16 protein-coding genes are annotated in these 14,813 nt (G+C 43.9%); 4 read left to right on the top strand and 12 right to left on the bottom strand.

What is annotated here, in order from left to right:
- Position 1: 1 nt before the first annotated feature.
- Genes trpA through trpD form a run of 4 tightly spaced genes read right to left on the bottom strand, consistent with a single transcriptional unit; the run spans position 2 to position 3,846 of the window.
- Positions 2-820 carry a tryptophan synthase subunit alpha gene (gene trpA / locus KXZ66_RS03880; RefSeq protein WP_128740111.1) on the bottom strand — a complete coding sequence of 273 codons (819 nt, stop codon included), beginning with the start codon at positions 818-820 and terminating at the stop codon, positions 2-4.
- Positions 817-2,013 (bottom strand): tryptophan synthase subunit beta, encoded by a 1,197-nt coding sequence (trpB, locus tag KXZ66_RS03875; protein WP_029726645.1) that lies wholly within the window; start codon positions 2,011-2,013, stop codon positions 817-819. Before trpB ends, trpA begins: the two co-directional genes overlap by 4 nt.
- A gap of 17 nt (positions 2,014-2,030) precedes the next feature.
- Complete coding sequence (trpC, locus tag KXZ66_RS03870; RefSeq protein WP_128740110.1) at positions 2,031-2,813, bottom strand: indole-3-glycerol phosphate synthase TrpC; 783 nt, start codon at positions 2,811-2,813, stop codon at positions 2,031-2,033.
- Positions 2,788-3,846 carry an anthranilate phosphoribosyltransferase gene (gene trpD, locus KXZ66_RS03865; protein WP_029726643.1) on the bottom strand — a complete coding sequence of 353 codons (1,059 nt, stop codon included), beginning with the start codon at positions 3,844-3,846 and terminating at the stop codon, positions 2,788-2,790. Before trpD ends, trpC begins: the two co-directional genes overlap by 26 nt.
- A gap of 201 nt (positions 3,847-4,047) precedes the next feature.
- Here trpD and KXZ66_RS03860 point away from each other — a divergent pair, with 201 nt between their 5' ends.
- Positions 4,048-5,463: a MocR-like pyridoxine biosynthesis transcription factor PdxR gene (locus KXZ66_RS03860; protein WP_128740108.1), complete on the top strand. Its 1,416-nt coding sequence runs from the start codon at positions 4,048-4,050 to the stop codon at positions 5,461-5,463.
- Positions 5,464-5,520: 57 nt separating this feature from the next.
- Here KXZ66_RS03860 and KXZ66_RS03855 read toward each other — a convergent pair whose 3' ends face one another.
- The 3 genes from KXZ66_RS03855 to KXZ66_RS03845 form a co-directional block, all read right to left on the bottom strand.
- Positions 5,521-6,165, bottom strand: a complete 645-nt coding sequence (locus tag KXZ66_RS03855; protein ID WP_003244397.1) for a Bax inhibitor-1/YccA family protein — start codon at positions 6,163-6,165, stop codon at positions 5,521-5,523.
- A 109-nt stretch (positions 6,166-6,274) separates the two neighbouring features.
- Complete coding sequence (locus KXZ66_RS03850) at positions 6,275-6,442, bottom strand: YezD family protein (protein ID WP_014663144.1); 168 nt, start codon at positions 6,440-6,442, stop codon at positions 6,275-6,277.
- A 154-nt stretch (positions 6,443-6,596) separates the two neighbouring features.
- On the bottom strand, positions 6,597-7,469 hold the full coding sequence (locus KXZ66_RS03845; protein ID WP_219144813.1) for an STAS domain-containing protein: 873 nt from the start codon (positions 7,467-7,469) through the stop codon (positions 6,597-6,599).
- A gap of 197 nt (positions 7,470-7,666) precedes the next feature.
- On the opposite strand from KXZ66_RS03845, the gene KXZ66_RS03840 reads away from it, so the two are divergent.
- The 3 genes from KXZ66_RS03840 to hmoA all read left to right on the top strand — a co-directional run bounded on the left by KXZ66_RS03840 (position 7,667) and on the right by hmoA (position 9,141).
- Complete coding sequence (locus KXZ66_RS03840; RefSeq protein WP_128740107.1) at positions 7,667-8,257, top strand: hypothetical protein; 591 nt, start codon at positions 7,667-7,669, stop codon at positions 8,255-8,257.
- Between the two features lie 91 nt (positions 8,258-8,348).
- Positions 8,349-8,711: a VOC family protein gene (locus tag KXZ66_RS03835; protein WP_003233803.1), complete on the top strand. Its 363-nt coding sequence runs from the start codon at positions 8,349-8,351 to the stop codon at positions 8,709-8,711.
- 103 nt (positions 8,712-8,814) lie between these two features.
- Complete coding sequence (gene hmoA, locus KXZ66_RS03830; protein WP_003243958.1) at positions 8,815-9,141, top strand: heme-degrading oxygenase HmoA; 327 nt, start codon at positions 8,815-8,817, stop codon at positions 9,139-9,141.
- 36 nt (positions 9,142-9,177) lie between these two features.
- Here hmoA and KXZ66_RS03825 read toward each other — a convergent pair whose 3' ends face one another.
- The 5 genes from KXZ66_RS03825 to KXZ66_RS03805 form a co-directional block, all read right to left on the bottom strand.
- Positions 9,178-9,873: a DUF421 domain-containing protein gene (locus KXZ66_RS03825; RefSeq protein WP_032726686.1), complete on the bottom strand. Its 696-nt coding sequence runs from the start codon at positions 9,871-9,873 to the stop codon at positions 9,178-9,180.
- Between the two features lie 74 nt (positions 9,874-9,947).
- Positions 9,948-11,288, bottom strand: a complete 1,341-nt coding sequence (lplD, locus tag KXZ66_RS03820) for an alpha-galacturonidase LplD (RefSeq protein ID WP_141949842.1) — start codon at positions 11,286-11,288, stop codon at positions 9,948-9,950.
- 8 nt (positions 11,289-11,296) lie between these two features.
- The gene (locus KXZ66_RS03815) at positions 11,297-12,184 is read right to left on the bottom strand and encodes a carbohydrate ABC transporter permease (RefSeq protein WP_003242715.1); all 888 of its coding nucleotides are present in this window, start codon (positions 12,182-12,184) and stop codon (positions 11,297-11,299) included.
- A gap of 13 nt (positions 12,185-12,197) precedes the next feature.
- A complete protein-coding gene (locus KXZ66_RS03810) occupies positions 12,198-13,154 on the bottom strand; it encodes an ABC transporter permease (protein ID WP_029317445.1) in 957 nt (318 codons plus the stop codon).
- Between the two features lie 54 nt (positions 13,155-13,208).
- Positions 13,209-14,717, bottom strand: coding sequence for an extracellular solute-binding protein (locus tag KXZ66_RS03805; RefSeq protein WP_151870345.1), 1,509 nt, complete (start codon positions 14,715-14,717; stop codon positions 13,209-13,211).
- Between the last annotated feature and the right edge of the window lie 96 nt (positions 14,718-14,813).

The following is a 14,813-nucleotide window of genomic DNA, read 5'->3' as shown; positions in this document are numbered from 1 at the left end:
CTCATCTATTCAAATGGACTGATTTTGTACTCTCTTTTAAATTAGATATAAATACGGATACAGCTTGAAGCCGCTCATCCTTGGGTGTTTCTTTTATCAGCCTGATCAGCGCGCTCCCTACAATGGCACCATCAGCAAATGAACTGACTTCTCTGACATGATCCGGTATTGATATGCCAAAACCAATTGCTAAAGGAAGCTTAATTTTTTCCCTGAGATGATTTATAAACTCTGGTAAAGCGATCGGTACCTTATCTCTTTCACCTGTTACACCAAGATCGGAAATACAATAGATAAAACCTGATCCGGCTTTAGAAATAACCTCGATCCGTTCTTCCGTTGTTGTTGGAGCAATGAAGAAAATAATGTCAATATGGTGCTTGCTTGCACAATTAACCCAATATTCGGCCATTTCTGGCGGCAAATCAGGGATGATCAAGGCGTTCACTCCTGCTTCTTCAGCGTCTGCGGCAAACGTTTCAAATTGATAAGCAGAGAATGAATTACAGTAGCCCATCAACGCAATAGGTATTGTATTTCCGCTGGCACGAACAGCTTTTACAGTTTCCAAACATTTTCGAAGAGTAACCCCCTGCTGAAGTGCTATCTGCGCCGCTTCCTGGATGACGGGTCCGTCCGCAAGCGGATCAGAAAATGGAACACCCAATTCAATCATATCGGCTCCAGCCCTACTGATGCACTCAATATAATCTAAGGTTTCATCTAAACGAGGATATCCAACTGGAATATATGGAATCAGCGCTTTTTGCCCTTTCCTCTCCAAATCTTGAAACATCTCTTCAACTTTATGCTGTATCATAAGGAAGCCCCCTCTTTTTGCCTTGTTTCGATAGCCGAAAGCGCCTGTTCCAAGTCTTTATCGCCTCGCCCCGAAAGATTCACCAATATGGTTTTGTCTCCCGTTAATTGTTTAGCAAGTTCCACTGCCTTGGCTACAGCATGAGAAGACTCAAGTGCAGGTATAATTCCTTCTTTTCTGGATAATAGCTGGAATGCATCCAATGCCTGCTGATCGTTAACAGACGTGTATTCCACTCTTCCCGAATCTTTTAAATAACTGTGTTCCGGACCTACTCCGGGATAATCGAGACCGGGTGCTATGCTTTTAGTTTCAAGAATTTGTCCATCGTTATCCTGCAGGACATACGTTTTCATTCCTTGAACGATTCCGCTTTTCCCGACCAGCAATGGCGATGCATGATGTCCGCTCTCAAGACCCGCTCCGCCTGCCTGAACGCCAATCAGTTTCACATCGGATTCCTCAAGAAAAGCGCTAAACATGCCAATTGCATTGCTTCCTCCGCCGACACAGGCAATGACATAATCCGGCAGCCCCCCGATCGCCTGTATCATCTGTTCTTTCGCTTCCTTTCCAATGATCGATTGAAAATGGCGGACAATGGATGGAAAAGGATGTGGTCCTACCGCTGAACCTAACAAATAATGAGTCGTATCTGCGTAAGAAACCCAATCGCGAATCGCTTCATTAATTGCGTCTTTTAACGTTTTTGTCCCGTGATGGACAAGTTTTACATCAGCTCCTAAAAGCTTCATCCGCTGGACATTCATACGCTGTCTCTCCGCATCGTATGCCCCCATATAAATAACGCAATTAAGATTGAGAAAACTACAAACTGTTGCAACAGCCACACCGTGCTGGCCTGCACCTGTTTCGGCAACAATTCTCTCTTTTCCTAATTTTTTGGCCATAAGCGCCTGTCCGAGTGCATTATTAATTTTGTGAGCTCCCGTATGAGTCAAATCTTCTCTTTTCAGGTAAATGGCAGGCCCTTCTTTGGATGCTGTACTGAGCTGCTTTAAATATGTAAGTGGGGTGGGTCTTCCCACAAACTCTCTTAGCAACGCATGATAATCGTCAATAAAAGTACTGTCAGCCATCAGCCTTTCAAAGCTTCTTTCAAATTCATTTAAATTGCTGACAAGTGTTTCAGCTACGTATGCTCCTCCATATTCACCGAATAAACCATTCACATTCGTCTCCCCCTAGCTCAAAAGTTTGTTAATTCCTTCACTTTCTCTTCTACACTGTCAGCCCTTAAAATGGTTTCTCCGACGAGCATCCCGTCAAACCCCAATTCCTGTGCTGCAAGTACATCCTGCCTTGTTAAGATACCGCTTTCACTAACAGCTAGATACTCATCAGGAATTCGTTTTTTCATTACCTTTGATTTCTCCAGATCCACTTCAAAAGTTTGCAGATCACGGTTATTTATCCCGATAATTTTAGCGCCTGCTTCAATGGACTTTGTGACTTCTTCCGGTGTAAACGTCTCTGTAAGTACATCCATATCTAAGTCGTAGGCCAATTGAATAAGCTCTGATAACAGTGTTTGATCTATCGCTCTGACAATGATTAATACAGCGTCTGCTCCGTTTGCTCTCGCTTCATAGATTTGATAGGGATCGACAATAAACTCCTTGTACATAACTGGTATTGTAATATCGGGGTCGTTAGCGACTTTTCTCAAATACTTCGCACTGCCTCCAAAAAACTTTTCATCGATGAGCACCGAAATTGCGCTTGCTCCGCTTTTATCATATGTCCGGGCTAGTTTGAGCGGATCAAAGTCCTTCCGAATCAATCCTTTTGAAGGAGATTTTCTCTTCACTTCGGCGATAAGAGAAATATTCGGTTTTTGGATCGCTTGATAAAAGTCTCTCGTTTTCCTGGCAGTCTGAATCATATTTATTAATTCCGACTCAGGCTTGCATTTTTTCTTTTCTTTCACTTCGGAATACTTGTATTCAATAATTTCGTCTAACATGTTCATGTAGCTGCTCTCCTTCTGTCAAACGCTGACTCTCATTTTTAATAAGGAAGAAATGTTCTTTCACTTTACCTGAGATTAGCAGCTCTCGTGCCAGCTCAGTACCTTGTTTTATACTGTCAGCTTTCCCACCAAGATATAGCGCGGCCCCGGCATTCATAATGCAAAAATCAGTAATGGCCGATTGCTGACAATCTAACACACTGTAAAAAGCCTGGACGCTATCTTCTAAACTATCACAGCTGACCACTTCGGCATTACTCCTGTACACATTAAAATGTTCCGGATGAATGATATATTCCTTCGTTTCTTTGTGATCTATCTCACAAATAGAAGTAGGGGCTGACACACTGATTTCATCAAATCCATCCATACTGCTGACAATTAAAGCTCTTTTCACCCCTGATTCCAGTAATAAGTCTGCGAAAAATGGGATCAGCTTTGGATCGGGCACACCTAACAGCTGTCTTTCAGGCCTTGCCGGACTGCATAAAGGCCCAATTAAATTAAAACAAGTTCGAAAAGTCAGACTCTTCCTGACGGACGCCAGTTTTTTAAGTTTCGGATGAAAGAATTGAGAAAATAAAAAGGTAAAATCAGTTGATTCTAACAGTTGCTGTGATTGTACTGCGGGCAATTCTATATTGAGTCCTAACGCTTCTAATAAATCAGCACTTCCGCATTTGCTGGTAGAAGACCTGTTTCCATTTTTGGCTACGGGTATGCCTGCGGAAGAAGAAATCAGGGAGGCTGTCGTTGATGCATTAAACGAATTGCTGCCGTCACCGCCTGTTCCGCATGTATCAAGTACTTCTTTAGTCCTTTCAAAGGGAATCATTTTGTCCCGTATCGCACGGATAAAACCAATTATCTCATCTTTTGTTTCCCCTTTGAGCGTAAGCGAGGTGAGCAGCGCTCCTATTTGCACTGTACTGTAATCGTCTTCCAATATGTGTTTCATACATTGATAGGCTTCTTCTCTGTTCAGGTGTTTCCCATTGATTATTTTCTTAATATAACGATTAAATGCTGTCACTCCAACACTCCTTTTTCCTTATATTGTTAAACAACCTCTCACTTGCGTAATTAATATATCATGGTAGTATTTACAATTATAGGTCCATTACTAAAAAAATTAACAGTACCATTTTACGTCGAAAATTGTTATAAAATGGATAAAATTTCTTTCTAATAATTTATTTAAAAGAGTATTTTATACAATGAAGGAGTGCGCACTATGCTTTGGATTAAGGTAAATAAAAGCTCAAAAGTACCGCTTACAAGACAGATTTACATCCAAATCAGACAAGAAATCTTATCGGGCCGCCTAAAGGAAGGATGGAAAATCCCTTCAACAAGGGAACTTTCCAAAGAGTTAAAGATATCGAGAAATGTTGTCATTTCGGCCTATGAATTGCTATATGCCGAAGGATACATTGAAAGCCGGCAGGGGGCCGGGAGCTTTATATCCAAAGGTATTTTATTAGATTGTGCAAAACGTAAGAATATAAAAGACCAAAAAACTGCTACTCTCACTAATCCCTGTCATACTGATACAGGGGATATTGTAGATTTCAAAACGGGAATGCCCGACCTGCAATTATTTCCGAGAATTCAATGGCAAAAGGTGTACAGTGAAACAATGAAAAACAGTCCAAAGCAGTTATTCGGGTATGGCAAACCTGAGGGACTGTATGAATTGAGAAAGGCTTTAGCCGATTATCTCTATTTAAAACGAGGAATTTGCTGCTCCAGTGAAAACATCATTATTACAAATGGGGCCGCACAAGGACTTTCTATTTTGTCTCATGCCTTGGTTCATCCTGGTGATTCAATTTGCTTAGAAGATCCTTGTTCAATTGATATTTACCGAATATTCAACCAAAAGAACTGCTCTATGTATTCTCTTGAAGTAGACCAGCTGGGTGCAGTCACCAAACATCTGAAATTCAAAGAAGCCCCAAAGCTGATCTATGTGACGCCATCCCACCAATTTCCACTTGGCGGAACACTGCCGATTCAAAGAAGAATTGAATTAATTCAATACGCGAGGCACCATAACACTTATATTGTAGAAGATGATTATGACAGTGAATTTCGCTATACTAGCCCCGTTATCAGTTCGCTCTATGAACTTGATCCGGACCGTGTGATTTATATTGGCACATTCAGTAAAACATTGTCGCCCGCTCTTCGCATCGGCTATTTGATTTTGCCCGATGAACTGATTGAACAATGCAGAAAAGAAAAATGGTACAGCGACCTGCATTCTTCCCTTTTCGAGCAGAAAGCACTTGCTGAATTTATTTCACAGGGCCACCTTGACCGTCAGATCAGAAAAGCCAATAAGATATATAAGCAAAAAAATAACCTGTTAACAAAAATGCTGAAGAGAGAATTTTCATCCATTTGCATTATGGGGGAAAGCACAGGTCTTCATTTAGCGGTCGACTTTCAGTATGATCATCCGAGTGACAAGTTTCAGCAGGCACTAAAAAAGGAACGGGTTCATATCTATCCGGCAAATGATTATACTAGACGATCTCATAGCCATAATTCAAAATGGTTGCTTGGCTTCGGCCATCTGAGCCTTGAGGAAATTGAAAAGGGTGTAAGAAGAATTAAGCGAGGACTAGACTCAATCATTGTTTAACTGTTACCTGATCACTTGCATTCATAAAGCGCCTATCCAAAGACAGGCGCTTTTTCATTAATCATCACTGCTCAAAATGCCGAAGAAGCGGAGCAGGTTGATGAATAAGTTGATAAAGTCAAGGTACAGCGATAACGCCATAACCGGAATCAAGTCTTCTGTAATGTGGCGGTGTTTGATTTGATTCAAATCATACAAAATGTAAAGGGAAAAGACGATGGTTCCGATCACGGAATACGCCATCATCGCCGCTGAGTTTAACGGGCTGAAAATGTTGAAAATCCCTACCACTGCGAGGGCGAGCACCGCAACCAGCAGAAACGACCACAGGAAGGATAAATCCTTCTTCATTTTTGCGCCGATTGTGCCTAAGACGGCAAAAATGACAAATGTAGAACCAAAGGCTTCAAGCACGACATAGGCGCCGGCGATGGAAGCGTAATGGCTGACGATCGGAAATAAGGTAATGCCGGAAACGAACGCGAATGTATATACAAACGCATACCCGACCGCTTTTCTTCTGCGCATCCAAAAGGCCAGAATAATCATCGCCACTTCAAGAATAGAAAGCGGCAGCATCAAAGCGACAGGAACAAATTGGCCGATAAAAAGGCCGACAGTCGCGATCAGCAATGTGAAGACAAAGACTGTCAAAATGCGTTGCATGATAGATTGCTTACTCTCGTGAACCGTAGCTTGCATGTCAAAAATCCTCCTAAAAAATGATCTTAAAGGTCTATTATATAAAAATTGGATGAAATATGTATATGTTTTAAGGAGAATTTAATGAAAACAAACGCCCTTTACATTATCATTTTGATTCTTTCCTTTTCAGCGAAAAACGGTGCTTTTCTATTTTCTCAATTTGGGTAACCTGAGAATCATGAACCGTAATCTGAACGGTGCCGAAATCGAGTGTTTCCAGCGAGCTGATAATTTTTTCAATCACTTCCGGATCAATCGTTAATTTTGAAACCAAAAGACCTTCCCCCCTGTTGAATAGGTTTTAATTCACAGTATTCTTATAAGAATTATAATATTATGTTTTTTTCGATAAATCAATGGTGATTTCTGTTCAAATCAAAAAGGCATATGATCACCCGGTGACGGACAATCATATGCCTGGAAACTTCCTATTTGTTTTCTTCCAATTCCTCAACAATACAGCGGACACCCATGTTTTCTAATGCCTGCTTCAGCGTGCCGTACGTTTCATATTCACTAAAATCAAGCCCCAATTGAATCGATGTTTGGGCCACATCCGGGCGAATCCCTGAAAATACGGCTTTGACGCCTAATAAGAAAAGCGTTTTAGACAGGTTGTACAATTGCTGAGCCACCATGGTATCCACAATCGGAACACCCGAAAGATCAACGACGAGGCTTGTGATTTTTCTCTCGACACAGCGGACCGGCACTGTTTCTAAAATGACCTGTGCCCGTTTTGTATCAATGGAGCCAATAAGCGGCAATATCCCGATTCCATCGGCAATTGAAATAACCGGGCAGCCAAGCTCTGAGATCAATTCCTGCTGAGATGTAAGCCTCATCAGCATGAATTTTTGGTACTGCTCGGAGAATTCAATAATCAGCTTATCGAACGACTGATTCACAATGCGGTTCCATCGGTCTGCATCCTCATTTGTCACAATCTCCTGATTCTCTTTTATAAATGTGACGACTGCGTCCCAGAATGAGATTCTTGAATTGGATATGGCTTCTACGACCTCATGAACTTGAACATCCTGCTCTACCCTGTTTTTCGCAACGTTTTGCACCCATTTTGTCATGTTTTCTTGAAAATCGGTTTGATCCTCCAGAAATGCGCTTGCGATTGTTATATTGGTAAATGTATGCTGCTCGGTTAAAAGTGTTTTCGTTTCTTCACTTAAATGGCTGGCGGAATATAGCTCGCCTTTTAGCTGGCAACGCAAACTGAACCATTTCTCAGTAATATCCGCAGTGTTGTCTATGATATATTGATATAATAATTGATCGATATTCACGGTCTGTCTCCTTTTTCGTAATAGAAGCACTTTCATTATAAAATGATAAATCGGAATTGTGAATAAGACTAGAGAAAAATCAAATGATTCTGCTCTCTGAGAGCATTCCTGCTTCATATCCTTAGGCGAATGCACCAATAAGAGTCCGCCCGCATAAACTGCAATGTACAGTTTACAATGAGAAAGGACGTTATCACATGTATTATGTTGATCCTTATATGTTTGCGGGGCATTTTTATGAGCCTTGGCCTGCTTTTGAATATGAATACCGATATCCATGGCCTGGCATTGGCAGCGGCGCTGTTCCGGGCTTCGGCGGCGGCTCCGGCCCTGGCATTGGCGGTGGTGCTGTTCCAGGCTTTGGCGGCGGCTCCGGCCCTGGCATTGGCGGTGGTGCTGTTCCAGGCTTTGGCGGCGGCTCCGGCCCTGGTATTGGCGGTGGCGCTGTTCCAGGCTTTGGCGGCGGCTCCGGCCCTGGTATTGGCAGCGGTGCTAGCCCAGGCTTCGGCGGTGCGCCGCAGGGACCTCCTCCTTCCCAAATACCAGCGAAACCCCCAAAACCGCAGGGTTCTCAAGGAGCCGTTTTGTTAGTTGAACCAATCACCATTCGTCCTTGCCTTTTCCGATTTACCTATGTTTGGTTAACCAATGGCCGCTCCTTTTGGTTTTACCCGATCATCCTTGGCAGAAGGTCTGTCGGCGGCTTTTATTGGGATTCCTCACGGCGCCGCTGGGTTTATTTCGCCTTAGACACAAATCACATCGATGTTGTAAGCTGCTCATTTTAAAAATCAGCCGGTTTCCCGGCTGATTTTTTTATGTTACTTCGGCCGTAAACAGGTTATAGTATTATTATCTTTTCAACTTGGAGGTTTCCCTATGATCAAACAAATTGGCACTGTTGCTGTATATGTCGAGGACCAGCAGAAAGCGAAGCAATTTTGGACAGAGAAGGTAGGCTTTGATATTGCAGCGGACCACCCAATGGGACCTGAAGCAAGCTGGCTGGAGGTTGCGCCAAAAGGGGCCGAGACTCGTTTAGTCATTTACCCGAAAGCCATGATGAAAGGCTCAGAGCAAATGAAGGCTTCTATTGTGTTTGAATGCGAAGACATCTTTGGTACATACGAGAAAATGAAGACAAACGGTGTAGAATTTCTCGGTGAGCCCAATCAAATGGAGTGGGGCACCTTCGTCCAATTTAAGGACGAAGACGGAAATGTGTTTTTATTAAAAGAATAAACTGTTGCGCACGGCGGTTCGATTCCGTCCTGCGCTTTCTTTGACATTGAGAATGAATTTCATTTACAATTATTCATATGTGAGAATGATTGGAGTGAGACAAATGTTTGTACAGTTGAGAAAAATGACGGTTAAAGAAGGCTTTGCAGATAAAGTTATAGAACGTTTCAGCGCTGAAGGAATCATTGAAAAACAAGAAGGTTTAATTGATGTGACAGTGCTTGAGAAAAATGTGCGCCGCGGTGATGAAGAAGTTGTTGTCATGATTCGCTGGGAATCAGAGGATCACTGGAAGCAATGGGAAAAAAGCGATGCGCATATCGCCGGCCATAAAGCAAACAAAGGCAAACCAAAGCCTGACTATCTGATCAGCACTGAAGTGAGCATGTACCATGTACGTGCTGTCAAACAAGGGACATACAATCAATAAAAAGCTTGCGCCTTGCTGCAAGCTTTTTTCTAAGAGTCATGTTGATCTGCTTTGTTCGTACGTTACAGTATACAGCGGCTTATTTTTATGCCATTCTGCAAATAACACGTCCTCTGTCTTATCAATGTTCTTCTTTTTCAATTCTTGTTTCAGCCACTGTTCATCCACACCTGCTTCCTTCAAATTATCCCGCACAATCTCTCCATCTATGATTAACGTGATCGGCAGAGAAACGGACTTCGAAGGAATCTGCAAATCCTTATTTGTCGGTTTGTCAAAGTCTGATTTTGGAAGCACGCTGACCATCCCGTTTGTTTCAAGAATCGCATATTCTACTTCTTGGATCGAAAAACTCCCCGCTTGCCTCAATAGGCTTTGCAGCTGGTTAATGTCTATCTTATTTTTCTTCATTACTTTATATTGAAGCTCTCCTTTGCGGATGACGATATTCGGCTCACCCTCCAAGAACTTTCGCGATGATTTCATTTTTTGCGTGATAAATTCAATAACATAAATCAGCACGCCCCACAGCAGCGAAGCAAAAATGATTTCTTTGATTTTGATATCATGATCGTAGACGGCATTTCCGACCAATTCTCCTAAAATTAAAGCAGAAATAAAGTCAAACGGCGTAATTTGAGAAAATTGGGTTTTCCCGAGAAGCTTTAAGATAATAAATAAAATGCCTAAACCGCAGACCAATTCTACCGCAACACTTAAATAATCTCCCATATTGATAGCACCTACTTCTTGATTATACTATCAGTATGGTCAATGGTTTCTTTTCTAAACCGGAAAAGCTCCGCTCAACGTTGCATGGTGCATTGGAGCATGTCATTGAAAAGCTGCTCTGCATCACTGCGGTCAATCCTGACAAGCGGGTCATTGAGGAAAGCTTGAAACGCGAGGCCAGTATCCTTTGTTAGACCTGCTTCCGACACTGCCTCTTGATTGGATATATGCCTAGCCGCCAGCATTTCCACACCTTTCGGAAGCGCTCCGGAAAAAATCGGCTGGACACGGTTCCTTGTGATGAATGCGTTTGTTTCGACAATGGCTTGTTTAGGAAGGTTTGAGACCTGGCCTTGATTCGGCATATTTACATTTGTGACGAGTTCACCCAATCCGAGAAGAGCCGCTATGATGTTCACGCCTTCTTCTCCCGAAGCTTTCTCAGCAACGCCCCGTTGTTGCACGATCAACCGTTCTGTTTCTTGTCGTTTCTCAGCTCTGTCTTGTTTTCTGAATGATATAGGTGTGAGATGAAATTTCCATACTTCAGGCTGTTTGAGGTATGGGCCGGGAAGAAACTCTGCCAGATGCCTGTCTCCTGCAGCAGGGATGGCGCCATACGTTTCAAATAAATTAAACGCAACACGGTGTGCCGAACAAAAGACGCTGTCCCTCCAGCTTTCCCCCTCCAGCTCATATCCTGATTCCCCATAGTGCGCGCTGAATTCACGGAATATAGGCAGCAGGTCAATATGGCGGTAAGAGGCTTTTGTGATCCATGTAAAATGGTTAATGCCGAGCACATTAACGCGGATATCCTCACGCCGCGGCACCTCTATCCCCAGCCTTTCCGTGACCATTTCCGCCAATAGCTTTTGCGTCTCGAATACCTCGTGGCAGCAGCCAATCGCTTTGATTCCGGGAAACACTTTATACAGCACTCTTGTACAGACAGACATCGGGTTTGTATAATTAATGACCCATGATTCAGGTGCGTAGTCTCTTATTGCCCGGGCAATTTCCGCAAATATCGGCACAGCACGCAAGCCCCTGATGATCCCTCCGGGCCCGACAGTATCACCTACAGACTGATAAATACCGCAGCGCTCAGGCAAGTGGACATCGACTTCCATATCATCCAGTGATCCCGGCAAAATGGAAATAATGACGATATCAGCGGCTGATAACGCCTTTTTCAAAGTAGAAACAGCCTCATATCTCCATCTGCCGTTCCCGCTGTGATTGCCGATCACTTCATTTTTCTGAGCGGCTTCAAAATCAAGATCATAGAGCGCCACCGTGCCTGACATCCGTTCATCAATCGACAAATCACTCATCAGGCTTCTGGCCCAGCCTTGGGACCCCCCGCCGATATAGGCAATCTTAATCTGATCTAATGTACTGATATGAAACACTCCCTTTCTCAGCCTTTCACCGAACCGATCAGCATTCCTTTTGCAAAGTGTTTTTGTAAAAATGGATAGACCGCCAAAATCGGCAGCGTCGCAATGACAATGACAGCGAGTTTAATTCCCTGCTCCGGCGGAACTGCATTTTGCATCGTATCACCATTGGTCGCCGTTAAATCCGATAAAATTGTGACTTGGCGAAGCACCATTTGCAGCGGCCATTTTGCACTGTCATTGATATATAAGAGAGCGTGGAAGAAATCATTCCAAATCCCGACCGCATAAAACAGCGCAAAGGTCGCAATAACTGGCTTTGACAGTGGCAGGGCGATCCGCCAGAAGACGCCGATTTCGGAACAGCCGTCAATTTTTGCTGATTCCTCCAGCTCGCGCGGCAGCTGCTGAAAGAAGTTTTTGATAATAATAAGGTTGAACGGATTAATCGCCATCGGCAGAATCAATGCCCAATACGTATCCAAAAGGCCAAGTGATTTTACGACAAGGTACGTCGGAATCATGCCGCCTGAAAACAGCATGGAGAAAATCACCAGATTCAACAGCAGATTCCGTCCCTTCACATGCCGCTTCGCCAGCGGATATGCCATCGTGAAGGTGAAAAACAGCTGTACAGCCGTCCCGACCACCGTGATGAAGATGGACACACCCATGCTTCGAAGGAACGTTGGTGTCGAAAACACATACTTGTAAGCATCAAGTGTAAAGGTTTTCGGGAAAATAAAGAAGCTCCGCTGGGCGAGTTCCGCTTCTGTCGCAAAGGAACCGGCGATAATATATAAAAACGGCAAAATGGTAATCGCGCCGACACCGCCGAGAAACAGAATGTTGCAGACGTCAAACACCCGTCCGGCTTTGGTGTTGTGCATCGTGTGAATTTCAGCCATACCTCTCCCTCCTCTAAAACAATCCTTCCTGATCAAACTTTTTCGCAATGTAATTGGCTCCAAAAATCAAGATAATCCCGACAACTGATTTAAACAAACCGACCGCCGTGCTGTAGCTATACGCCCCTTGGGTAATCCCCATCATATACACATACGTGTCGAAGATGTCAGCCACACTGCGGTTGAGTGAGTTCGTCATCAAATACACCTGTTCAAAGCCAAGATTCAAAAAGCTGCCGATTCTTAAAATCAACAAAACGATAATGGTGCTTCTGATCGCCGGCAGCGTAATATGCCACATTCTCCTGAACCGCCCCGCTCCGTCCATGATGGCCGCTTCATACTGCTCTTGATCAACCGTAGCGAGCGCTGCCAAAAATAGAATCGTTCCCCAGCCTGTTTCCTTCCAAATGCTTTGCATCACAATCATCGGCCGGAACCAGTCTGCATCCGACAAGAAAGAAATCTGCTCACCTGTCAGGCTCATGATCATTTTGTTGATCACACCTGTATCGACAGTAAAGAAAACGAAGGTGATGCTGACCACAATTGTCCATGATACAAAATGGGGTACGTAAATGAAGGTTTGGATACATCTTTTATACGCGGCCTTTCTTACCTCATTCAAAAGCAGGGCTAAAATGAGAGGCGCGGGAAAGGCAAACAAAAGATCCAGGCTCGCCAGCATGAGGGTGTTGCGCAGCAGCCGGAAAAAATCCGGATTCATAAAAAAGTCTTTGAAATAATCAAAGCCGACCCATTCGCTTTTCCAGAAGCCGAGATATGGCGAGTAGTCTTTAAAAGCGATCAGCACGCCCCACATCGGCAAGTATTTGAAAATCAAGAAATAAAGCAGACCGGGAATAAGAAGAAGATAAAGCCATTTGTCCCGTTTGAGCGCAGCCATCCAGCTGATGCCTTTTCCAGCGGTGAGAACAGGTGCATCTCCCTTCTTCGGCACTGTTTCCATATCTGTTCTCCTTTCGTGATACCGGGGCGCCCGCCGAAAGGCAGGCGCATCGGTTTATTTTGACGATTGGTACAATTTGTTCAAGTCCTTCATCAGGTCATTGCCGCCGCTTTTTTTCCAAAGCTCCACTGCATCAGCGAACCCTTTTTCATCAATTTCTCCAATGATAAATTGTGTTCTCGCGTCGAGGATGATGTTGTCAAGCTGGGCTCCTTTTTGGGTATAGACATCAGATACAAGCGACTCAGCCGGGTTAAAGACGGCTATTTTTTCTCCTTCGGTTATGATGTCCTTGCGATGCTGGAAGAGCTTTGTTTTCTGGTCTTCGATGTAATACTCGCTTTTCGGAATCGACATGCTGAACTGTGCCAAGCCTTCATGCTCATACAGGAGAGATTTGTTGTTTTTTTCAAGTGAGGTGAATACGCCGTCCTTGAGCTCGTAATTGCGGCCCTTCACTCCGTTGTTCGTGAGAATCTGCGCTTCCTTATCATTCATCTTATCGAGGAAGGACAGCACCTCTTTCAGCTCTTTTTCGGTTTTGACGCTTGATTTTGGTATCGTGATCATGCCTGAATAACCAGATGTCGGGAAAGTGCGCTTGCCATTCGGTCCCTCAAGCGAGCCGACGATATCAATGATATCCTTGTTCGACTCATCCGCCTCCTCCATCGCGCTTTGGATTTGAGACGCTCTTGAGCCTGTATCAACGATGACACCCGCTTTTCCTTTTACAACCGGATCATTCCACTTCGCAGAATCCATGACAGCAAAGTCCTTATTGATCAAGCCCTCATCATAGAGCTTTTTAAAAAACGTGAGCGCATCCATGTATTCCTTCGTTGTAAAATCCGGAATCAGCTTTCCGTTTTCAACACCGTAGCGGTTTGGCGCTCCGAACCAGATTTGCAGAACATCCCATGGGCTTCCGTTGCCGAGTCCCATCCATTTCGGCACGACCATGCCGTACGTATCATCCTTGCCGTTTCCGTCAGGATCTTTTTCCTTAAAGGCTTTCAGCACTTCATAGAAATCATCAAGCGTTTCCGGCATATCCAGACCGACATTTTTCAGCCAGTCGGTTCTGATGATCATACACGCCCTGATCAGATCCCTCGTTCTGTAGATTCCGTACACCTCGCCGTTCACCGAGCTGTTCTTCAAAATCTTTTCATCTGCCTGGCTTAAATTCTTGTAGTCTTTTAAATAAGGAGACAGTTCCCAAAACGCCCCTGCTTTGACAGACTTGATAAAGCCGGCTGACTTATCTTTAATGACAATCGCGTGAGGCATCTCTCCTGAAGCCATGACGATGTTGAATTTGTCGTTGTAGGATGAATCAGGCACCCATGTGACCTTAATCTCTTTGCCTGTGTATTTTTCGAGCGCTTTTAATGAAGGGCTTTTATCACTCGGGCTTTCCGGCGATAAAAGCGGCGCCATAATTTTGATCGTACCTTTCGAACCGCTTGCTGAATTGGATGTTTCCGAATGGCTGCATCCGGCGATCACCATGGCAGCAAGCGGCAAGGCCATCCATTTTTTTCGCATTCTTATTTTCATGTTGCGTAAGTCCCCCTTTTTTCAATTTGCATTTCCCCTTTGCCCCTCTCAATATAAAGCGCTTACATAAATTCTTGCAATCTTCATTTTTTGCAC

The sequence above is a fragment of the Bacillus sp. LJBS17 genome, assembly GCF_019334685.1.
Lineage (GTDB): Bacteria > Bacillota > Bacilli > Bacillales > Bacillaceae > Bacillus > Bacillus subtilis.
Note: the sequence above shows the minus strand (reverse complement) of the source record. Positions and strands in the feature narration are given on the sequence as shown.

What these genes read in the sequence shown, in the direction of transcription:
- trpA (WP_128740111.1), bottom strand. Translation starts at nt 820, where the DNA reads ATGATACAGCATAAAGTTGAAGAGATGTTTCAAGATTTGGAGAGGAAA.
- trpC (WP_128740110.1), bottom strand. Translation starts at nt 2,813, where the DNA reads ATGAACATGTTAGACGAAATTATTGAATACAAGTATTCCGAAGTGAAA.
- KXZ66_RS03860 (WP_128740108.1), top strand. Translation starts at nt 4,048, where the DNA reads ATGCTTTGGATTAAGGTAAATAAAAGCTCAAAAGTACCGCTTACAAGA.
- KXZ66_RS03855 (WP_003244397.1), bottom strand. Translation starts at nt 6,165, where the DNA reads ATGCAAGCTACGGTTCACGAGAGTAAGCAATCTATCATGCAACGCATT.
- KXZ66_RS03840 (WP_128740107.1), top strand. Translation starts at nt 7,667, where the DNA reads ATGTATTATGTTGATCCTTATATGTTTGCGGGGCATTTTTATGAGCCT.
- KXZ66_RS03835 (WP_003233803.1), top strand. Translation starts at nt 8,349, where the DNA reads ATGATCAAACAAATTGGCACTGTTGCTGTATATGTCGAGGACCAGCAG.
- hmoA (WP_003243958.1), top strand. Translation starts at nt 8,815, where the DNA reads ATGTTTGTACAGTTGAGAAAAATGACGGTTAAAGAAGGCTTTGCAGAT.
- KXZ66_RS03825 (WP_032726686.1), bottom strand. Translation starts at nt 9,873, where the DNA reads ATGGGAGATTATTTAAGTGTTGCGGTAGAATTGGTCTGCGGTTTAGGC.
- KXZ66_RS03815 (WP_003242715.1), bottom strand. Translation starts at nt 12,184, where the DNA reads ATGGCTGAAATTCACACGATGCACAACACCAAAGCCGGACGGGTGTTT.
- KXZ66_RS03810 (WP_029317445.1), bottom strand. Translation starts at nt 13,154, where the DNA reads ATGGAAACAGTGCCGAAGAAGGGAGATGCACCTGTTCTCACCGCTGGA.
- KXZ66_RS03805 (WP_151870345.1), bottom strand. Translation starts at nt 14,717, where the DNA reads ATGAAAATAAGAATGCGAAAAAAATGGATGGCCTTGCCGCTTGCTGCC.